General features: G+C 65.0%; 19 protein-coding genes, 1 tRNA gene and 1 pseudogene. 8 read left to right on the forward strand and 13 right to left on the reverse strand.

Annotated features, from left to right (window positions below; translation table 11 throughout):
- Positions 1-6: 6 nt before the first annotated feature.
- Positions 7-1,712: pseudogene (locus EHH60_RS10860) on the reverse strand (FAD-dependent oxidoreductase).
- Positions 1,713-1,750: 38 nt separating this feature from the next.
- The gene (locus EHH60_RS10865; RefSeq protein WP_124159448.1) at positions 1,751-1,939 is read right to left on the reverse strand and encodes a hypothetical protein; all 189 of its coding nucleotides are present in this window, start codon (positions 1,937-1,939) and stop codon (positions 1,751-1,753) included.
- 316 nt (positions 1,940-2,255) lie between these two features.
- Here EHH60_RS10865 and EHH60_RS10870 point away from each other — a divergent pair.
- Both EHH60_RS10870 and EHH60_RS10875 read left to right on the forward strand, forming a co-directional pair.
- Positions 2,256-2,330: transfer RNA gene (locus EHH60_RS10870), tRNA-Thr, on the forward strand.
- A gap of 90 nt (positions 2,331-2,420) precedes the next feature.
- Entirely contained in the window at positions 2,421-2,771 is a 351-nt protein-coding gene (locus EHH60_RS10875) for a RidA family protein (RefSeq protein WP_124159449.1), read from the forward strand.
- A 1,055-nt stretch (positions 2,772-3,826) separates the two neighbouring features.
- Here EHH60_RS10875 and EHH60_RS10880 read toward each other — a convergent pair.
- From EHH60_RS10880 to EHH60_RS10890, 3 genes are all read right to left on the reverse strand, one after another.
- Positions 3,827-4,321, reverse strand: a complete 495-nt coding sequence (locus EHH60_RS10880) for a Crp/Fnr family transcriptional regulator (protein WP_124159450.1) — start codon at positions 4,319-4,321, stop codon at positions 3,827-3,829.
- Between the two features lie 140 nt (positions 4,322-4,461).
- The gene (locus EHH60_RS10885; protein ID WP_124159451.1) at positions 4,462-5,091 is read right to left on the reverse strand and encodes a ferric reductase-like transmembrane domain-containing protein; all 630 of its coding nucleotides are present in this window, start codon (positions 5,089-5,091) and stop codon (positions 4,462-4,464) included.
- 26 nt (positions 5,092-5,117) lie between these two features.
- The gene (locus EHH60_RS10890; protein WP_124159452.1) at positions 5,118-5,621 is read right to left on the reverse strand and encodes a peptidase associated/transthyretin-like domain-containing protein; all 504 of its coding nucleotides are present in this window, start codon (positions 5,619-5,621) and stop codon (positions 5,118-5,120) included.
- 283 nt (positions 5,622-5,904) lie between these two features.
- On the opposite strand from EHH60_RS10890, the gene EHH60_RS10895 reads away from it, so the two are divergent.
- The gene (locus EHH60_RS10895; RefSeq protein ID WP_124159453.1) at positions 5,905-6,912 is read left to right on the forward strand and encodes an LLM class flavin-dependent oxidoreductase; all 1,008 of its coding nucleotides are present in this window, start codon (positions 5,905-5,907) and stop codon (positions 6,910-6,912) included.
- A gap of 117 nt (positions 6,913-7,029) precedes the next feature.
- Here the strand turns inward: EHH60_RS10895 and EHH60_RS10900 are convergent, their stop codons facing one another.
- Genes EHH60_RS10900 through EHH60_RS10925 form a run of 6 tightly spaced genes read right to left on the reverse strand, consistent with a single transcriptional unit; the run spans position 7,030 to position 11,638 of the window.
- Positions 7,030-7,905 (reverse strand): amidohydrolase family protein, encoded by an 876-nt coding sequence (locus EHH60_RS10900; protein ID WP_124159454.1) that lies wholly within the window; start codon positions 7,903-7,905, stop codon positions 7,030-7,032.
- A gap of 12 nt (positions 7,906-7,917) precedes the next feature.
- Entirely contained in the window at positions 7,918-8,304 is a 387-nt protein-coding gene (locus EHH60_RS10905; protein ID WP_124159455.1) for a RidA family protein, read from the reverse strand.
- Positions 8,305-8,329: 25 nt separating this feature from the next.
- A complete protein-coding gene (hpaH, locus tag EHH60_RS10910) occupies positions 8,330-9,133 on the reverse strand; it encodes a 2-oxo-hept-4-ene-1,7-dioate hydratase (protein WP_124159456.1) in 804 nt (267 codons plus the stop codon).
- 3 nt (positions 9,134-9,136) lie between these two features.
- Positions 9,137-9,997 (reverse strand): fumarylacetoacetate hydrolase family protein, encoded by an 861-nt coding sequence (locus EHH60_RS10915; RefSeq protein WP_124159457.1) that lies wholly within the window; start codon positions 9,995-9,997, stop codon positions 9,137-9,139.
- A gap of 54 nt (positions 9,998-10,051) precedes the next feature.
- Positions 10,052-10,669: a flavin reductase family protein gene (locus EHH60_RS10920; protein ID WP_124159458.1), complete on the reverse strand. Its 618-nt coding sequence runs from the start codon at positions 10,667-10,669 to the stop codon at positions 10,052-10,054.
- Positions 10,670-10,672: 3 nt separating this feature from the next.
- Positions 10,673-11,638: a Bug family tripartite tricarboxylate transporter substrate binding protein gene (locus EHH60_RS10925; protein ID WP_124159459.1), complete on the reverse strand. Its 966-nt coding sequence runs from the start codon at positions 11,636-11,638 to the stop codon at positions 10,673-10,675.
- Between the two features lie 128 nt (positions 11,639-11,766).
- On the opposite strand from EHH60_RS10925, the gene EHH60_RS10930 reads away from it, so the two are divergent.
- The 4 genes from EHH60_RS10930 (at position 11,767) to EHH60_RS10945 (ending at position 15,357) form a co-directional block, all read left to right on the forward strand.
- Entirely contained in the window at positions 11,767-12,567 is an 801-nt protein-coding gene (locus EHH60_RS10930; RefSeq protein WP_124159460.1) for an IclR family transcriptional regulator, read from the forward strand.
- Positions 12,568-12,702: 135 nt separating this feature from the next.
- The gene (locus EHH60_RS10935; RefSeq protein WP_124159461.1) at positions 12,703-13,998 is read left to right on the forward strand and encodes an O-acetylhomoserine aminocarboxypropyltransferase; all 1,296 of its coding nucleotides are present in this window, start codon (positions 12,703-12,705) and stop codon (positions 13,996-13,998) included.
- A gap of 4 nt (positions 13,999-14,002) precedes the next feature.
- On the forward strand, positions 14,003-14,785 hold the full coding sequence (locus EHH60_RS10940; protein WP_124159462.1) for an alpha/beta fold hydrolase: 783 nt from the start codon (positions 14,003-14,005) through the stop codon (positions 14,783-14,785).
- A gap of 68 nt (positions 14,786-14,853) precedes the next feature.
- Positions 14,854-15,357 (forward strand): DUF6496 domain-containing protein, encoded by a 504-nt coding sequence (locus EHH60_RS10945; protein WP_124159463.1) that lies wholly within the window; start codon positions 14,854-14,856, stop codon positions 15,355-15,357.
- A gap of 14 nt (positions 15,358-15,371) precedes the next feature.
- Here EHH60_RS10945 and EHH60_RS10950 read toward each other — a convergent pair whose 3' ends face one another.
- Both EHH60_RS10950 and EHH60_RS10955 read right to left on the reverse strand, forming a co-directional pair.
- Positions 15,372-16,325, reverse strand: a complete 954-nt coding sequence (locus tag EHH60_RS10950) for an aliphatic sulfonate ABC transporter substrate-binding protein (RefSeq protein ID WP_124159464.1) — start codon at positions 16,323-16,325, stop codon at positions 15,372-15,374.
- Positions 16,326-16,346: 21 nt separating this feature from the next.
- Positions 16,347-16,568 (reverse strand): hypothetical protein, encoded by a 222-nt coding sequence (locus EHH60_RS10955; protein WP_124159465.1) that lies wholly within the window; start codon positions 16,566-16,568, stop codon positions 16,347-16,349.
- A 390-nt stretch (positions 16,569-16,958) separates the two neighbouring features.
- On the opposite strand from EHH60_RS10955, the gene EHH60_RS10960 reads away from it, so the two are divergent.
- Positions 16,959-17,690: an SDR family NAD(P)-dependent oxidoreductase gene (locus tag EHH60_RS10960; protein ID WP_124159466.1), complete on the forward strand. Its 732-nt coding sequence runs from the start codon at positions 16,959-16,961 to the stop codon at positions 17,688-17,690.
- The last annotated feature ends 214 nt before the right edge of the window (positions 17,691-17,904 follow it).

The raw sequence follows: 17,904 nt of genomic DNA on the forward strand, positions 1-17,904 counted from the left end.
GCGTGCCTAAAGCGCCGGTTTTGCGGCGTCGCCGAGATAGCCGTGCAGGGAGGCGACGACCTGCGCGCCCTCGCCGATGGCGCCGCCGACGCGCTTGACCGAGCCGGAGCGGACGTCGCCGACGGCATAGACGCCGGGCACGGAGGTTTCCAGCGGCGCCACAAGCTTGCCCTGGTTCTGCTCGGACTGCGCGCCGGTCACGACGAAGCCGCCGCGATCGAGCGTCACGCCGCAGCCGTCGAGCCAGGAGGTGGCGGGATCGGCGCCGACGAACAGGAAGAGATTGCGGATGTCGGCGAAATCCTCGTCGTCCGACAACCGGCTTTTCCAGCGGATGCGCCGCAGCAACGAAGCTTCGTCGCCCTCGAGTGCCGTGATCTCGGTGTTGAACATCAATTCGATGTTCGGCGTCGCTTCGATGCGCTCGATGAGGTAACGCGACATGCTGGCACCCAGGCCACCGCCGCGAATGATCATCAGCACTTTTTTTGCGTGACCCGACAGGAACACGGCGGCCTGCCCTGCCGAATTGCCGGCACCGACGAGGGCCACCTCCTCGCCGGCGCAGAGCCGCGCCTCGACCGGCGAGGCCCAGTACCAGACGCCGCGTCCCTCGAACTTGTCGAGGTTTTCGATCTCCGGCCGGCGATAGCGCGCACCGCTCGCCACCACCACCGCCCGCGAGCGCAACGGATCGGCGCCGTCGAGCGCCACCGAAAATGCGCCATTCTCGCGCGTGCAGTCGAGCGACTTCACGGTCACCGGAATCATGATGTCGGCGCCGAACTTCTGCGCCTGCGTGAAGGCGCGCGCGGTCAGGGCCTGGCCGGAGATGCCGGTCGGAAAGCCCAGATAGTTCTCGATCCGCGCGCTGGCGCCGGCCTGGCCGCCGAAGGCGCGGGTGTCGAGCACGGCGACCGACAGCCCTTCGGACGCGGCATACACGGCGGTTGCGAGCCCGGCGGGTCCACAGCCGACGACCGCAACGTCGTAGATGCGGTCGCCCTTAGCGCCGCCGATCATGCCGATGGCGCGCGCGAGCTGGTCTCGTTGGGATTGCGCAGCACCGCGCCATCAGCAGTGACGACCAGCGGCCAATCTTCGGGCTTCGGCAAATACCGCGCGATCAGTTCGGCCGCATCGCGATCGCGATCGGGATCGAGCAGATGATGCGGCTGGCCGTTGCGGGTGAGGAACCCCTGCAACCGCACCACGCCGGCGGAGTTCGATGGTCCGATCAGCACGGGGCCGCCGGCGCCGTCCTGGATAAGATTGACCCGGCGCAGGATCAGCGCCCGCATGATGCGCTCGCCGAGCTCGGCCTCGGCGACCAGCAGCGCGCGCAGCCGGTCCGGCGGCAGCAGCAGCGTCTCGACATCGCCCTCGGCGCGGCCGTCGACCAGCGCCGGCTGGCCGGAGAGCTGGCTGAGCTCGGCCAGGAATTGCCCCGGCCCCTGGTCGATCACCGGGGTGACGTGACCGAGCCCGTCGCGCTGGGTGATCGCGACAAGGCCCTTCAGCACGACGAACATGCCGGGGCCGGGCTTGCCGGTCTCGAACAGCAACTCGCCATCCACGAAGGTGCGGATTTCGCCGAAGTGCCTGATCCGTTCGATCTCGGCCGGTGTCAGCGCCGGAAAGGTCTGCTCGGGGCGAATGAAGCGCGACAGCTGCGCGTCACGGTCGGTTCGTTGCGGTTCGTCCTGCCCCATGGCCACCTCATGCACTCCAAAATTCGAGCCGCCAGCCTTCAACTTCCGGTCTTGCCGGCGGCCCCCTCATCTAGGGAACCATCTTCGTTCTGCGAGGGGCCGGTCGTTGCGGCGCGTTCGCGGGCCTGCAGCTTCCGCCGCTTCAGGTTCTCGCGCAGGGCCGATTTCAGCCGGTCATCCCGGGACACCCTCGTCTGCCTCGCGCTCTTGTCAGTCTCGTCAGCCATCACGGATCCATCACAGCAACCGGCAGCAGGATGCCACCGAAGTGTGGCAGCTCAAGAGGCCGACGCGATCCGATCGTGCGAAACGCGAAATGGAGCGAATCCGGCGTCCCCGGCAACTGGCCAGTTGGCCGGGGATATCGGACCCCGAATGGACGGAAAGCTAGGAGTTTCAAGCCAAAATGGGCATTCTGGCCCTGATATCGGCCCGATTTTCTCATTTTGGCAGGACTTGCAAGCTTGCACAGGAGGGGGGCTTGTGGCAGATATCGGCCCGCTTGGTAGGCCCCCTCGGGCGCCCGATTCTTCACCAGCACATGCTGCCGTAGCTCAGTGGTAGAGCACTCCATTGGTAATGGAGAGGTCGACAGTTCAATCCTGTCTGGCAGCACCACCTATCCCCATTAAAGCGAGCCTTGAAACAGGCCTTATTGAAACAAGCCTTGCGCCTGGCCAGCGAGCCCGCAACTCCCCGGATGCCATCGTGATCAAACGTTCCCTGCCCTATGAAGGACTGCTCCACGAGATCGTCGAGCATAATGGCGTGCTCTATCTCGGCGGCATCGTCCCTGAAGATGCGGGGCTCGATATGGCGGGCCAGGCGGACGATGTGCTGCGCCAGTTGAAGACCCTGCTTGGCGGGGCCGGCTCCGATCTCTCCTGCGTTCTGCAGGTGACGATCTTCATGGCTGATCTCGCCGACAAGGCGGCATTCAACCAGGTGTGGAAGCGCTATTTCACCGCGGACCATCTGCCGGCGCGCGCCGCCATCGGCGTTGCGGATCTCGGCCCGGGCGTCAAGCTGGAGCTGACGGCGATCGCCGCCCGCCGCTGATCCTCAAGCGGCACCGGCAAGGCGAAAAGCTCGGTCTGTCCGGTGTTCACACATGAAGCAACCTTCTCGCGTCGCGAAGCGTCCGAGTTTTGCTGTTGACCCTGTCCAAGTGAAGAGGGAGCAGGGAAGGCCGGGTGCCGGCTGACACCCGTGATCCGCCGCGCGAAGAATTTGCACACGCAAATGCGCAGGCGGGACGACAGGTGGGCCGGAAAACACCCGGCCTTCCCTGCGCGATGGTTTGACGGCTTATGCCTGCTCTCCCCGGAGCCGAGTTCCCTCTGGCCTCCGTCACCTCGCGAATTGGCGATGTCCCGAGACCCGGTTGAGCCCCGACCCATGTCCGCAAGGCTCGACCGTAGCAACGACGGTCAGGACCACACGGTTTTGCCGCACGCAGCCGGCCCGGCTTCGCCGGACCCGAGCGCCGTTCGTCCGCACGCAGTCGGGACCTCACGAGGTTCATCTCGCCCTGGTCCCACCTCGCGTGCCCGGCGCTGCCGCGTCCACCGCATCCCCGCCCACGTTCGTGACGACGTACGATCGCCCCTCTCCTCGGGCCGGGAAGGCAGGAATATGGCGCAATTCCGAATTTCGGTAAAGCGGAATATTTTCGCGAGAGGGGATTGACGTGATTTTGGGAGAGGCGGGTGTTTTGCCTGACGGGTCAGAAGTCGTTGCGATCGATATCCGCTACGGTGGCGCTTCTCCGCAAAAATGCAGACGTTCTGTCCTTTTGACCGCCGAATTCATGGTGATAGTATCGTAACCTGCGGTCCGTCCGGGAGGACACCATGGAATGGTTTGACCGGCTGTTTGGAAGGACGTCGTCGCCTCCGACCCGGCTCTTTGCGAGATTCAGGCGGACGTCGAGGGCACCGACTGATTCCGACCTTCTGAAAATCGCCAAAGACCGGAAAGGGCATATCTCGCGAAGAGCCGTGCGAGATGAATATAATCGGCTTGTCTTGGAGAAATACGCGCACGATAAGTCGTGATTTCCAAGACCGATCGAGCCTTGCTCAGTGGCGAAACGTGATGGTTTCGCAACGGCCCTACCCGTCCTGCGCACCATCAATTGAGCTAGCCACCTGCAATGCCGCGAACCGATCGTCTGACCGTCGCAGCCGCCGGCACAGCTCGCGATTGATGTTCTGCAGGATGATCACGTAGGCGTGGATATCGGTCTTGTAGCAGGCGTAGAGCTTTTGGGCCGTCAGCTCGTACAGTTCGGTCGGGCTTTCCGCCACCACCGTGGCGGAGCGGTTTTGCATTTCGATCAGCGTCATCTCGCCGAAGAAATCACCACGCTCCAGGCCGGAAAGCGGGATGACACTGCCCGAACTGGCGCGTTTGCTCACCGCCAGCCGGCCGGATTTGACGATGAACATCGAGCGTCCCGGCCCGCCCTCCGCGACGACGGTCGCTCCGGCATCGAAGCGGCGCTCGACCAGCATTGAAATCAGGAGGTCGAGGCTCGGCTCCGGGAGACCGCCGAAGAACGGTGTGGTGAGCAGGAAGGCTTTCAGATCGGGATCGCTGGCGGCCATTGCGCAAGGATATGCGCCCTCGCCATCTGCGACAAGCAGAGGACACCGGCGCTGACGCCACCCAATGAGTGAGGCTCAATGTGTTCGATCAAGTGTGTTCGGATCAAGGAGCTCTGCGACGCGCGGTCAGTTCCGCGCGTTTACTGCCGCGCAACACTCTCGGCGCGAGGCGTCTGTCGTCTCCAGAGGTCGATCAAGACCTTTGCGGTGACCGCAAGGACGAGCGCGCACAGCGCCGCTTTCGAAATCGTTTCCATCGTCCCCTCGATCAGCAGGCAATGCACCACGCTGCCTGCGACGATGACGATCGCGAGGGGGATATGGATGATGCGCCAGGTTCGCAGCCGCAGTCCCAGCCGACGGCGCAGCAGAGCCAGAAGCGCGACGATGAAGATGGCCCACATCGCGGTCACGCCGAAGGGGGAGAACGGCGTCGGCGATGCAAAGAGAAGCGCGTCGATCATGTCGGGCGGGCTGGTGAACCAGAGGCCGGCGACATGAATCACAATCGCCACAGCAAGCGTGCCGCCGATCCAGAGATGGGCGCGCCGTCGGCGATAGGCGGACAGGCCCGGCAGATATCCGCCGATCAGCAGGGGCTGCACGAGCACGAGACCGAGGGCGACGATCCCTGCGAAGCCGGCGAGAATGTAGACCGGGCCGCGCCATGCGAGTTGCTCGCTTGCCGCAGCAGCGGCGATCGGCACGCCGACAGCCAGGGCAAGGGCACCCCAGATCAGGAATGCCCGGGCCGATCTCCACCGCTTCATTTGCAAGTCAGCTTTTGCAAGTCAGCTCAGGCCGGCTGAAGCACGAAATGCGCCTCGAGGCTGGTTTCCTTGGCGCTCCGCATCACCGGCCGCAGGAACACCGTTTTGAATTCGCCGCTGTCATAGGCGAGGTGGCCATGCGGCTGGCCGAAGATCGGAATGATCTGCGGCATCTCGAGCCGGAACTTGCCGTCCTTGTCGGTGAGCGTGGCGCCATGGCTCTGCGGCTCGTGCTCCTGCCCTTCGACGGTGTGCGCCCAGATCTGGATGCGCTGCCCGGCGAGCGGAGCGCCGTCACCGGCGCGGCGGACGGTGCCGCTCATCCAGAAGCCGCCCTTGCCGATCCGCTCCACGATCGCTGCGCCCTTGCGGTAGTTGTTCGCCCCGCCCGACATCGACTGGGTCGGTGCGAGGCCATCCGCGTGCGCGGGCAACAGGAGCCCGGAAACGCCGGTTGCCAAAACCCCTGTTGCAACAAAGGAGCCGCCAGTAGCGAGCAGGTTGCGGCGGCTAAGTACGACCCTCGTCATGTCAGTTCCTCCTGACAACCGTGCAGTTGCTCGGCAAACTACAACACCAGGCGCAAAACGCCCAGTTCAGGCGGAGGGCGCCATAGGTCGCAATAACAGTGTTGTGAACCGGAGCCTCATAGCTCGCAGCGGGCAGGATGGGTGGCGCGGCTGCGAACCCGCGAGCCGTGCTGACGAAGCGTGATGGTCTTCGCGAGGCTCTACCCATCCTGCAACGCTGCCACTACATGTCTTTGCTGAAGACGCGCATGATCGCGTAGCCCTCCACACCGGCAGCCCTCACATGATCCCCTTCTCCGTGCTCGACCTCGCCCCCATCCGCCAGGGCAGCGATGCCGCGCAGGCGTTTCGCAATTCGCTTGATCTTGCCCAGCATGCGGAGAAGTGGGGCTACAAGCGGTTCTGGCTCGCCGAGCATCACAACATGACGGGCATCGCGAGCGCGGCGACGTCGGTGGTGATTGCCCATGTCGCGGGCGGCACCAAGACGATCCGGGTTGGCTCCGGCGGGATCATGCTGCCGAACCATTCGCCGCTTGTCATCGCCGAGCAGTTTGGCACGCTGGAATCGCTCTATCCCGGGCGGATCGATCTCGGGCTCGGCCGGGCGCCCGGCACCGACCAGTTCACCGCGCGGGCGCTGCGGCGCGACCTCGCCACCACCTCCGAGAATTTTCCGCATGACGTGCTGGAGCTGCAGTCGCTGCTCGGCGACGTGCAGCCGAACCAGGCGATCCGCGCCGTGCCCGGCATGGGGACCAAGGTGCCGCTCTGGATCCTGGGATCGAGCACGTTTGGCGCGCAACTGGCGGCCATGCTCGGCCTGCCGTTCGCGTTCGCCTCGCATTTCGCGCCGCAGATGATGATGCCGGCGCTGCGCGAATATCGCGCGCGCTTCGAGCCCTCGGCCCAGCTCGACAAGCCCTATGCGATGATCGGCGTCAACGTGTTCGCGGCCGACAGCGACGCGGAGGCACAGCGCATGTTCTCCTCGCTGCAGCAGCAGTTCATCAACCTGCGCCGCGGCACGCCGGGGCCGCTGCCGCCGCCGGTCGATGACATGGACGCGCTGTGGTCGCCGGCGGAGAAGGCCGGCGTCGGCCAGTCGCTATCCTGTTCCGCGGTCGGCTCGCCGGCCGTGGTGGAAGAGAAGCTGAAGGCGCTGATCACTGAAACCGGCGCGGACGAATTGATGACGACGGGGCAGATCTACGACCACGCCGCGCGGCTGCGCTCATTCGAGATCGCGGCCGAGGTGCGCGATCGGCTGGCGAAGCAGCCGGTGGTGTAAGGGCGGGAACCACGCCGTCATTGCGAGCGCAGCGAAGCAATCCAGAGATCCCTCCGTGGAAGGACTCTGGATTGCTTCGTCGCTTCGCTCCTCGCAATGACGCGGTGAGGTCCGAGCCTAGTCCGGAAAGCCGAACAGCTTGGCCGGATTGTGCACGAGAATCTTCTCCAGCTCGGCCTGATCAGGCGCGTAGCGATACATCAGCTCTAACAGGTCGGCATCGTTCGGCGGCTGCTTCACCGAGACCGGGTGCGGCCAGTCGCTGGCCCAGACGCAGCGATCGGGAGCGGCCTCGATATAGGCGCGCGCGATCGTGATCACGTCGTCGTAGGGAGCCCCGGTCTTCGACGTCTTTTCGCCGAGCGAGAGCATCACCCAGAAATTGCCCTTGGCCAGCAGCTCCAGCATCTTGCGCAGGTTCGGGTCGGCCTTGCCGGCTTCGGGATCGGGGCGCGCCATGTGGTCGATCAGCACGGGGACGTCGAGATTCTCATATTTGGCGACGCTCGACATGATGCCGTCCTTCTCCGGCTGGATCTTGGCGTACCAGCCGAGTTCGCGGATGCGCGCGATCGCGCGGGCGAAATCGGCATCGGACAGCACGGCACCGAGTTCCTGGCGGAAGCTGAAGCGTGCGCCGCGCACGCCGGCATCATGCAGCTTGGCGAGGTAAGAGTCGCTCGCCTCGGCGAACACCAGCGCGTTGGCGCAGCCGCGATAGTTCGGGCCCATCGCAGCGAGGCCGTCGAGCACGACGGCATGGTCGGCGCCGTAAGTCGTGGTCTGCACGATGATGCCGCGCTCGATGCCGAGCGCCTTGTGCATGCGCAGCGCCGCTTCCCAGGTCGCGGTCGGCATCCGATAGGCGGCACCGGGGCGCTCCGGGTATTTGTCGATGGGTCCCAGCACGTGGAACTGGCTGTCGATGGTCCTCAGTGGCGGCGCCTTGCTCGGCCGGCGCGGGTTCGGATCAAACGGCAGATATGTCGGCATGCGCGAAACTCCTCAGTCGATCACGGCGGTGAAGTCGCACTGCACCAGCGCGCCGCCATCCATGTTGTCCATCGGCAGCGCGTGACGCGCCGGGCGGGAATGCTCGTTCGGAAACATCTTGAGCCATTCGACATTGACCGGCCCGCGCTGCGTGCGATCCTTCAGCCATACCGTCATCTTGATGATGTCGTCGGTGGTGCCGCCGGCGGCCTCCACCGTCGCCTTCATATGCGCGAACATGTTGGCGCATTGCGCGTCAAGACTTTCGGGCATTGCATTGGTTGCGGGATCGCGGCCAAGGATGACGCCCGACATCATGAGATTGCCGATGCGGCAGGCGTTCGGAATCGGATTGACGTGCTTGAAGCCGCCGATGTGGATGCTCTTGCGCCGTGTCATGGTGCGCTCCCTGCTGCTTGTTGGTTCAGACGAACTGGCACGACACCGAGCCGAACGCGCCGTAGTCGGCATGAAACGTGTCGCCGCGGCTGATGTCGACGGGACGCGTGAACGATCCCGCCAGCACCACCTCGCCGGCGGCGAGATATTCGTCATGCGGCGCGAGGCGGTTGGCGAGCCAGGCGATGCCGTTGGCGGGGTGATTGAGCACGCCGGCGGCAAGCCCGGTCTCCTCGACCTCGCCGTTGCGGAACAACAGCGCGCCGATCCAACGCAGATCCGCATCCATCGGGCGGAACGGCCGGCCGCCGAGCACCAGCGCGGCATTCGCGGCGTTGTCGGAGATCGTGTCCATGACCTTTCGCATCTTGCCGGTCTCAGGATCGACGCGATGCATGCGCGTCTCCAGAATCTCCAGCGCGGGCGTCACGTAGTCGGTGGCGTTGAGCACGTCGAAAATGGTGCAATCGGGACCGCGCAGCGGCGCCTTCAGCACGAAGGCTAGCTCGACCTCGATGCGCGGCGCGTGGAAGCGGTCGAACGGAACAGGCGTGGCGTCGGCATAGAACATGTCGGCGAACAGCACACCGTAATCCGGCTCGGAAATGCCGACCGCATTCTGCATCGCCTTCGAGGTCAGGCCGATCTTGTGGCCCTTGATGACGCGGCCGCGGCCGAGCTGGAGCTTGGTCCAGGCGCGCTGGATGGCGTAGGCATCCTCGATGCTGAAGTCGGGATACTCCTTCGAGAACATCGGGATCAGCGCCTTGGTGCGCTCGGCTTCATCCAGGCGCGCGGCTAGGCGTTCGATCGTGGCGGTATCCAGCATGACCTAGCTCTCCGCCGCCACGGTGTTGCGCAGCACGCCGATGCGGCTCGACTCGACTTCAACGACATCGCCGACCTTCAGCCAGCGCGGCGGATCGAAGCGCGCGCCCGCCCCGGTCGGCGTGCCCGTCACGATCATGTCGCCGGGCTTCAGGGTGGCGAAGGTCGAGAGATAGGAGATCAGGAAATCGAACGGGAACATCAGCCGCTCGGTCGTGTCCTGCTGCCGCACCTCGCCGTTGACGCGCGTGATGATGTCGTGCGGCCCGCGCGGATCGAGCTCGTCGGCGGTGACGATCCACGGGCCAATGCTGCCGGAACGGTCGAAATTCTTGCCCTGCGTGACGTTGAACTTGCCGTGGCGCAGCCAGTCGCGGATCGTGCCCTCGTTGCACAGCGTCATACCGAAGATGTGCGACCAGGCCTGTTCGCGCGGGATGTGACGGCCGCCCTGCCCGATCACGATGACGAGCTCGCCTTCATAATCGAGCTGATCCGAAACCTTGGGCTTCTCGATCGGCTGGCCGGAGCCGGTCATTGAGGACATGCTGCGCACGAACAGGCTGGGATATTTGGGCAGGTCCGAACTGTCTTTATATTCGGCGTTGCGCTCGGCATAGTTGACGCCGATGCACCAGAGCTTTTCCGGCGCCAGCACCGGCGGCAACAGGACGAGTTTTTCGAGCGGGTAGTCGGGCTTCTGCCCGGCCGCCGCTTCCTGCGCATCGGACAGCGCATTCGCTGCGATCAACGCCTTCACGTCGGAGAAGTCGCGGCCGATCCGCCTGGTCAGATCGATCACACCGCCTTCGACGGCAGCACCATAGCGCGGCTCTCCGTTCACGAGATAGCTCAGGAGTCGCATTGTCGTTTTCTCCAATGATCTTGAGACGCTTGGCCCGCGTGAGCGGCCGCACGCTCAGTCGGTCGACTTGGGCGTCTGAAACACGGTCTTCAGCGTCACGATCTCGCCGAGGCGGGCGTAACGCGGGCCCCCGATGCGCGCGATCGGGTCGAGCGCTTTCGTCTCGACCTTGCCGTCATTGACGAGGCCGTCGCGCAAATGGAACATCACGACCTCGCCGACGATGAGCCGGCTCTTGGCGTCGCCGAATTCGAGGCACTGCCGGAAACGGCACTCCATCGCTACGGGTGCAGCGGCGAGCCGGCGCACCTTGACGAGATCGCAGGACAGCGTTTCGAGTCCGAGATGCTCGACCTCGCTGATTTCAGGCGGATGCTCGACAGAGCTGTCGTGCACCGCTGACATCAGCGGCGTGTCGGCGATGTGGATCACATATTCCTCGATATCGAGGATGTTGTGCGCGGTGTCCTTGTAATCGGCGCCCTTGCGGCCGACGCTGATGGCGAGCATCGGCGGCTTCTGCGAGACGAAGGTGAAGGCGCTGAACGGGGCGAGGTTGAGCACGCCGCTGCGCGACAGGCTCGTCACCCACGCGATCGGGCGCGGCACCACGATGCCGGTCATCAGCCGGTAGATGCGCTCGGCGCCGAGCTCGGTGGGATCGATCCGCATCGGTCAATCCGCCCTGATATTGGCCTTGCGCACCACCGGAATCCACTTGGCGTCCTCGCGTTCGAGATAGGCCTTGAATTCGCCCGGCGTCATCAGCGTGGCTTCGCCGCCGAGCTTCTCGAACTTGTCGATCACGGCAGGATCCTTCAGGATCGCGACCAGCGTCTCGTGCAGCTTGTCGACGATGGGCGCGGGCGTGCCTGCGGGCGCGAACAGGCCGGTGAAGGTCTGGCCGTCGAAATCCTTGTAGCCGAGCTCGGCGAAGGTCGGCACATCCGGCAGCGACTTCAGCCGGTGCGGGCTGGTCACGGCCAGCGCGCGGAACAGGCCGGCCTTGATGTGCTGGAGGCTGACCGTGAGCTGGTCGAAGGCGAACTGCACCTGGCCGCCGAGCAGATCGTTGATCGCGGGCGCATTGCCGCGATAGTGCGCGGTGACCCATTGCAGGCCGAGATTCGACTGCATCAGCTCGCTGAGCAGGTGGTTTGTGGTGCCGGGGCCGGGCGAGGCCATGGTCAGCTTGCCGGGCTCGCGCTTGGCGAGCTCGAGGAACTCCTTGAGCGTCGTCGCCTGCACCGACGGATGCACCTCGAGCACCAGCGGCGTCATCGAGATCGTCGAGATCGGGAGGAAATCCTTCTTCCAGTTATAGGCCTCGCGCTTGTTGATCTCGGTCGCGAACAGCACCGGACCGTTCGCGCCGACAAACAGCGTGTAGCCGTCGGGTGCCGACTTCGCGAAGGCTTCGCCCGCGATCATGCCGCCGGCGCCGGCCTTGTTCTCGATGACGAAGGGCTGGCCGAGCTTTTCCTGGAGCTTGTCGGCGACGATGCGCGCGGCGCTGTCGACGTTGCCGCCGGCGGGATAGGGCACGATCAGCTTGACGTTGCGCGCCGGCCATTCCTGGCCCGATGCGGGGCCGGCCAGCATTGCAGTGACGGCAGCTATGGCAGTCCAGATTAGTCTCATGTTAACCTCCCGGCGACGCTACGAACTCAGTTCGAATGCCCGACGTCTCGCATGGCATTCCGATTGGGCCGCAATCTCCAGATGCGCGCTTGCCCTGTCGAGGGAATTGTGGCGTTCTTGTCCATAATATGGACAAGACGCGTTCAACGAAATCCGCCGGTGGCGCCGAGGAGCCGCGGCAGGGCGCGCAGGCGATCCGGCGCGCGCTGGCGGTGCTGCGCATTCTCGCCGCAGGGCGCGAGGCCGGTGTGCCATTGGCCGAGGTGGTGCGGGCGACCGGCCTCACCCGCCCGACCGTGCATCGCATCGTCCACGTGCTGATCGAGGAAGGCATCGTCGAGCGGCACGAGCGGACCGGCCGCTACGCCATCGGCAACCAGGTGCCGGAGCTGGCGCTGGCGCGTCCCCGGCCCTCGCGGCTCTTGGTCGCAGCAAATCCGTCGCTGCAGCGCGCTTCCGCGGAGATCGGCGACACGCTGTTCCTGACGGTGCGCACCGGCAACGATACGCTGTGTGTCGATCGCCGGATCGGCGTCTATCCGATCCAGGTGCTGTCGATCGAGGTCGGCGCGCGCCGGCCGCTCGGCGTCTCCAGCGCCGGCGTCGCCATCCTCGCCGCAATGCCGGCGCAGGAGGCGCGAAAGATCGTCGTAGCCAACGAGAAGAGATTCGAGGCCTACCGGACCGATGTGGCAACGGTGCTGGGCGAGATCAGCGCCGCGCGGCGTCTCGGATACGGCATGAGAGAGATCGGCCTGGTACAGGGCACGAAGTCCATCTCGACCTGGATCAAGACGCCGGACGGGCAGCCGGCCGCAGCGATGACCGTCTCCGCGGTGCGGACGCGGCTCGGACCAAGGCGCGAGCAGGAGGTCGCGGAGATCTTGCTGCGGGAGGCGCGGAATATCGAGCAGGCGATCGGCGGTTAGCTTTGGACAGTGCCGTTTCACCTCGCCCCGCTTGCGAGCGGGACGCACCGCCGGTACGGCGCTGTCAATGGCTGACTTCATGCGCGATTTTATGGCACAACGGCCACCCTTACTGACCGAGCAACGAGGCCATGTATGCCCGCGCCAAAACCGCCTGCTTTCGAGACCCTGAGCCTGCATGCGGGCCAGCATCCGGATCCCGTGACCGGCGCCCGCGCGGTGCCGATCTACCAGACCACGTCCTACGTGTTTCAGGATTCCGATCACGCCGCGGCGCTGTTCAACCTGGAGCGCGCCGGCCACATCTATACCCGCATCTCCAATCCGACCACGGGCGTGCTCGAGGAGCGGCTTGCGGCCTTGGAAGGCGGCGTCGGCGCCATCTGCACCGCCAGCGGCATGGCCGCGCTGCATCTGGCCATCGCGACGCTGCTCAATGCCGGCGACCACATCGTGGCGTCGAGCTCGCTCTATGGCGGCACCATCAACCTGCTCGCGCATACGCTGCCGCGCTTCGGCATCACCACCACTTTCGTCAAGCCGCGCGATCTCGACGCATTCCGCGCGGCGATCAAGCAGAACACCAAGCTCGTGATCGGCGAGACCATCGGCAATCCCGGGCTCGAGGTGCTCGACATCCCCAAGGTCGCGGCGATCGCGCATGAAGCCAAGATCCCGCTGCTGATCGACAACACCTTTGCCACGCCCTATCTCAGCCGCCCCATCGAGCTGGGCGCCGATATCGTCATGCATTCGGCGACCAAATGGATCGGCGGCCATGGCATCGCGATCGGCGGCGCCATCGTCGACGGCGGCCGCTTCGACTGGCGCGGCTCCGGCAAGTTCGGCGTGCTGACCGAGCCCTATGGCGGCTATCACGGCATCGTCTTCGACGAGCAGTTCGGCACCGCCGCCTTCATCATGCGCGCGCGCACGGAAGGCCTGCGCGATTTCGGCGCCTGCCTGTCGCCGACCAACGCGTTCCAGCTCTTGCAAGGCGTGGAGACGCTTCCCGTGCGCATGGACCGCCACGTGCAAAACACGCATCTCGTGCTGGAAGCACTCAAATCCAACAAGGCTGTCGACTGGGTGCTGCATCCCTCGCTGGAAAATCACCCCGATTACCAGCTCGCAAAGCAGTTGCTGCCGCGCGGCGCCGGCTCGATCGTGTCCTTCGGCATCAAGGGCGGCCGGCCCGCGGGCCGCAAGTTCATCGAAAGCCTGCGCATGATCAGCCATCTCGCCAATGTCGGCGACGCCAAGACGCTGGTGATCCACCCGGCTTCGACCACGCATCAGCAGATGGATGCCGAGCAGCTCAAGGCCGCCGGCATCGGCGAGGAGCTGGTGCGGCTGTCGGTCGGAATCGAGACGGCCAGCGACATCATCGACGATCTCGCCCAAGCCCTGCGCATCTCGCAAAAGGTCTGACGCCATGAAGCTTTCCGTCAACGGCACTGAAGTGTTTGCAGCAACCGGCGGCCGCGACTTCGACAAGTCGCTGCCCGCAGTCGTCTTCATCCACGGCGCCGGCTTCGATCATTCCACCTGGGCGCTGCACACACGCTGGTTCGCCCATCACGGCTTTGCCGTGCTGGCGCCCGACCTGCCCGGCCACGGCCGCTCTCCGGGGCCTTCACTCGGCAGCATCGCGGAGATGGCCGATTGGACGGCGGCGCTGCTGGATGCAGCCGGCGCCACCAAGGCGCATCTGATCGGCCATTCCATGGGCTCGCTGATCTCGCTGGAGACGGCGGCACGCCATCCCAACAAGGTCTCCGCGCTGAGCCTGATCGGCACCGCCGCGACCATGACGGTCGGTCCCGATTTGCTGAAGGCGGCCGAAGCCAACACGCAGGATGCAAACGACATGGTCTCGATCTGGGGCCTCGGCTTCAAGGCCGAGCTCGGCGGCAGCCTCGCACCGGGCTTGTGGATGCATGGTGGCGCGCAGGCCGTGCTTCAGGCTTGCGAGCCCGGCGTGCTGTTCAAGGATCTGTCCGCCTGCAATGCCTATGCGAACGCGCTTGCCGCCGCAGCGAGCATCAAGGTGCCGACGACGCTCATTCTCGGCGAGCGGGACATGATGACGCCGGCCAAGGCGGGCAAGGCGCTCGCCGCCGCGATTCCGCATGCAAAGACGGTCGTGGTGCCCGGTGCCGGCCACATGATCATGGCCGAGCGCCCGGACGAGTTGCTGGCTGCGTTGAGGAACTAGGCGGATCGATCTTCCGTCTTGCGCGTTGCGATCGGATATCCCTCTCAATCAAGAAGGGGAACTGGATCATGCCAAGACAGGAAGTCATCCGTAAGGCCAAGCAGGACAAGCGTGCCGGCAAATCGCCGAGCACGCAGGCCGGCGAATTTGTCAAGGACGAGTTCGACAAGATCAGGAAAGGCAAGCACGGCGCGCGCTCGACCAAGCAGGCCATCGCCATCGGCCTGTCCGAGGCACGCCGCGCCGGTGTCGATCTGCCGCCGCCGCGCAAGGGGCGCACCAAGAAAGCGACGCGCCGTAGCGCTAAATATGCCTATGACGTCGGTCAGGGCAAACGCACGCCGAAGCGCCGCCCGCGCGTCTCGCGTGCGGTCGAGAACGTCCTGAAGAAGGAGCCGCGCTCGACCGCATCGCGCAGTGCGCTGTCGAAGCAGGGCAAGCGCGCCGCGAGCCGGCGAACCGCGGCGTCGCGTTCTGCCGCAGCGCGCAAGGCGAGCCGCACCAAGGGCGCCAAGGTCCGCTCCGCCGCCGCAAAGAAGGCGGCGCGCACCAGGGCGCGCCGCAGGAGCTGATCAGTCGCGCTGCTTCAGGAGCCCGGCGTCCATTTCCAGACGATGTCGGAGACGTTGACCGGCCTCGGGATCAGGCCGAGCCTTGCAAACCGGTCAGCAACCGCTTGCTGCGTCTTGATCACCTCCGCGTCCAGCGGCACGACGCTGTACGTCGAGCGATTGATGAATCGGCGGACAGCCTCGATGTCCACGCCCGTTGCCTCGGACTGCGCCTTCGCGACCTCCTCGTGATGCGTCTCTGCCCACACGCCTTCGGAGCCGAAGGTGGTGTTGAGCTTGGCGACCAGCGACGGATACTTTTCGACGAAATCCGCGTTGGCGATGTAATAAGCGTTCGGCTTGTGAACGTCCTTGTCGAAAGCAAGAATGCGCGCGTTCTCCTTCAGTTCCGCGAGCGCGAGATACGGATCCCAGATCGACCAGGCATCGACCGAGCCCTTCACGAAAGCCGCTGTTGCGTCCGCAGGCGCGAGCGGTGCCGGTATGACGTCGGACCAGGACAGGCCGGCCTTTTCGAGCGCGGCGACGAGCAGATTATGTGCGCTCGATCCCTTGCCGAAGGCAACGCGCTTGCCCTTGAGATCAGCCAGCGTCTTGATGGCCGAATGCTTCGGCACGATGATCGCTTGGGTGTTGCCCTCCGATTTCACCGCGGCGACGTAGCGGATCTTCGCACCGCCAGCTTGCGCGAAGATCGGCGGGGAGTCGCCGACATAGCCGAAATCGACGCTGCCGACATTGATGGCCTCCAGCAGCGGCGGACCGAACTGGAAGTCGACCCACTTGATCTCGATGCCCAATGGCCTGAAGGCGTTCTCGAGCGTCTGACGCTGGCGCACCGCGGGGAAGAAGCCACCTTTCTGCGTGCCGATGCGGATTTCCGCCGGCTTGTCCTCGGCGTACGCGGGTGCAGCCAGGGCCGTCGCAAGCAACAGCGTCGCTGCCAGGATGTGTCGTCGGTTGATCATAAGGCGGTCCTTTCGGTGGGATCAGTTGGCGAAGAAATGCGAACTCGCGCGGCGGGTCCGCCCGGAGAACACGGCACGGGCGGCGCGCTCGGCCTCGCGGGCCGAACGGAACTGGCGGCCTTCGAGGCTGTCGAACAGGCGCTCGGAGGAGAAGAAGCGGAAGCCGCGCTCATCTCTCGTGATGATGCCGGCTGCGCGATCGTGGATCTCGATGATGTAGGCGTTCGACTGGGTCTGGGACATGACTGCTCGTTCGCCGAAATTTCGGCGTTCCTGTCTTGGGATTTTTGGTGTGAGGTGCTGCTAGGAGACCGTCAGCAACAACAACAGGCGCCCGTTGCCGCCGAGAAACAGCGCCGCGTCATGCACGCATGCATGTCATTCGATTTGCGCTGGCGATCGGCTCTCATGGTGCGACTTGGGCTCGAGGAGCAGTCTCTACGCTCCGAATATCGAGCGATTGGCGCGACAGGTCAATGAAATGACTATCCATATTTGTGGCCGGCGCGCCGGGGCGCTTCTCTCGGCGCAAGCACTGGCAGGCGGATTCATCTCGCGATGAGTTCAACACGGGCCCGCGGGCGGCGTGATACGCTTCAGTAGCCAGAACCAGGCAATACGGGAGGTACAGAGATGGCCGATGATCTGAAGGGGCGCACCGCGCTCGTGACCGGCGGGTCGCGCGGGATCGGCGCCGCGATCTGTCGCGCGCTGGCCGAAGCAGGCGCTGCCGTGGCGATCAATTGCCGAGAGCGGATCAGCCAGGCCGAGCAGCTCGCTGGCGAGATCGTCAAGCAAGGCGGCCGCGCCATCGTCGTCGCTGCTGACGTCTCGCAGCACGGGGCCGTGGCCGGCATGGTCGAGCGCGTCACGGCGGGGCTCGGGCCGGTCGACATCCTCGTCAACAATGCCGGCATCGCCATCACGCGCGGCATCGACGATCTCACCGAAGACGATTTCGACCGCACCATCCTGGTCAACCTGAAATCCGCCTTCCTGTGCACGCAAGCCGTGCTGCCGTCGATGCGATCAAGGAAATGGGGCCGCATCGTCAACATCTCCTCGGGCGCGGCGCGCGGCGCCGGCTCGATCGGCCCGCACTACAACGCGTCCAAAGCCGGCATGGAAGGCCTCACGCGAGGTTATGCCGCGCGGTTGGTAAAGGAAGGTATCACCGTCAACGCAGTGGCGCCGTCTTTGATCGAGACTGACATGATGAGCGGCCAGCCCCAACTCGTCAGCCGCATCCCGCTCGGCCGCTTCGGCACGGCAGAGGAGGTGGCAAAGGCCGTGATGCTGCTGGTCGACAACGCCTATATGACCGGGCAGACCGTGGCGCTCAGCGGCGGGATGACGTTCAACTAGCGCGGCAGCCGTCGCCGCGGATTCTCTTTCCTTCTCCCCTTGCGGGAGAAGGTGGCGCGATGTCCAGACCGGATAGATTGGTAACACAGTAGACCGGATGGATGGGTGACAGTTCTCTGTCGGCTGGGAGGATCAGCCGATGCCTTGGCGAGAGAGCTGTGCAGTGGACCAACGGGTGAGCTTCATATCGGATCAGCGAACCGGCATGTGGACG

Origin of the sequence: Bradyrhizobium sp. RP6 (assembly GCF_003837805.1) — a bacterium.
Classification (GTDB): domain Bacteria; phylum Pseudomonadota; class Alphaproteobacteria; order Rhizobiales; family Xanthobacteraceae; genus Bradyrhizobium.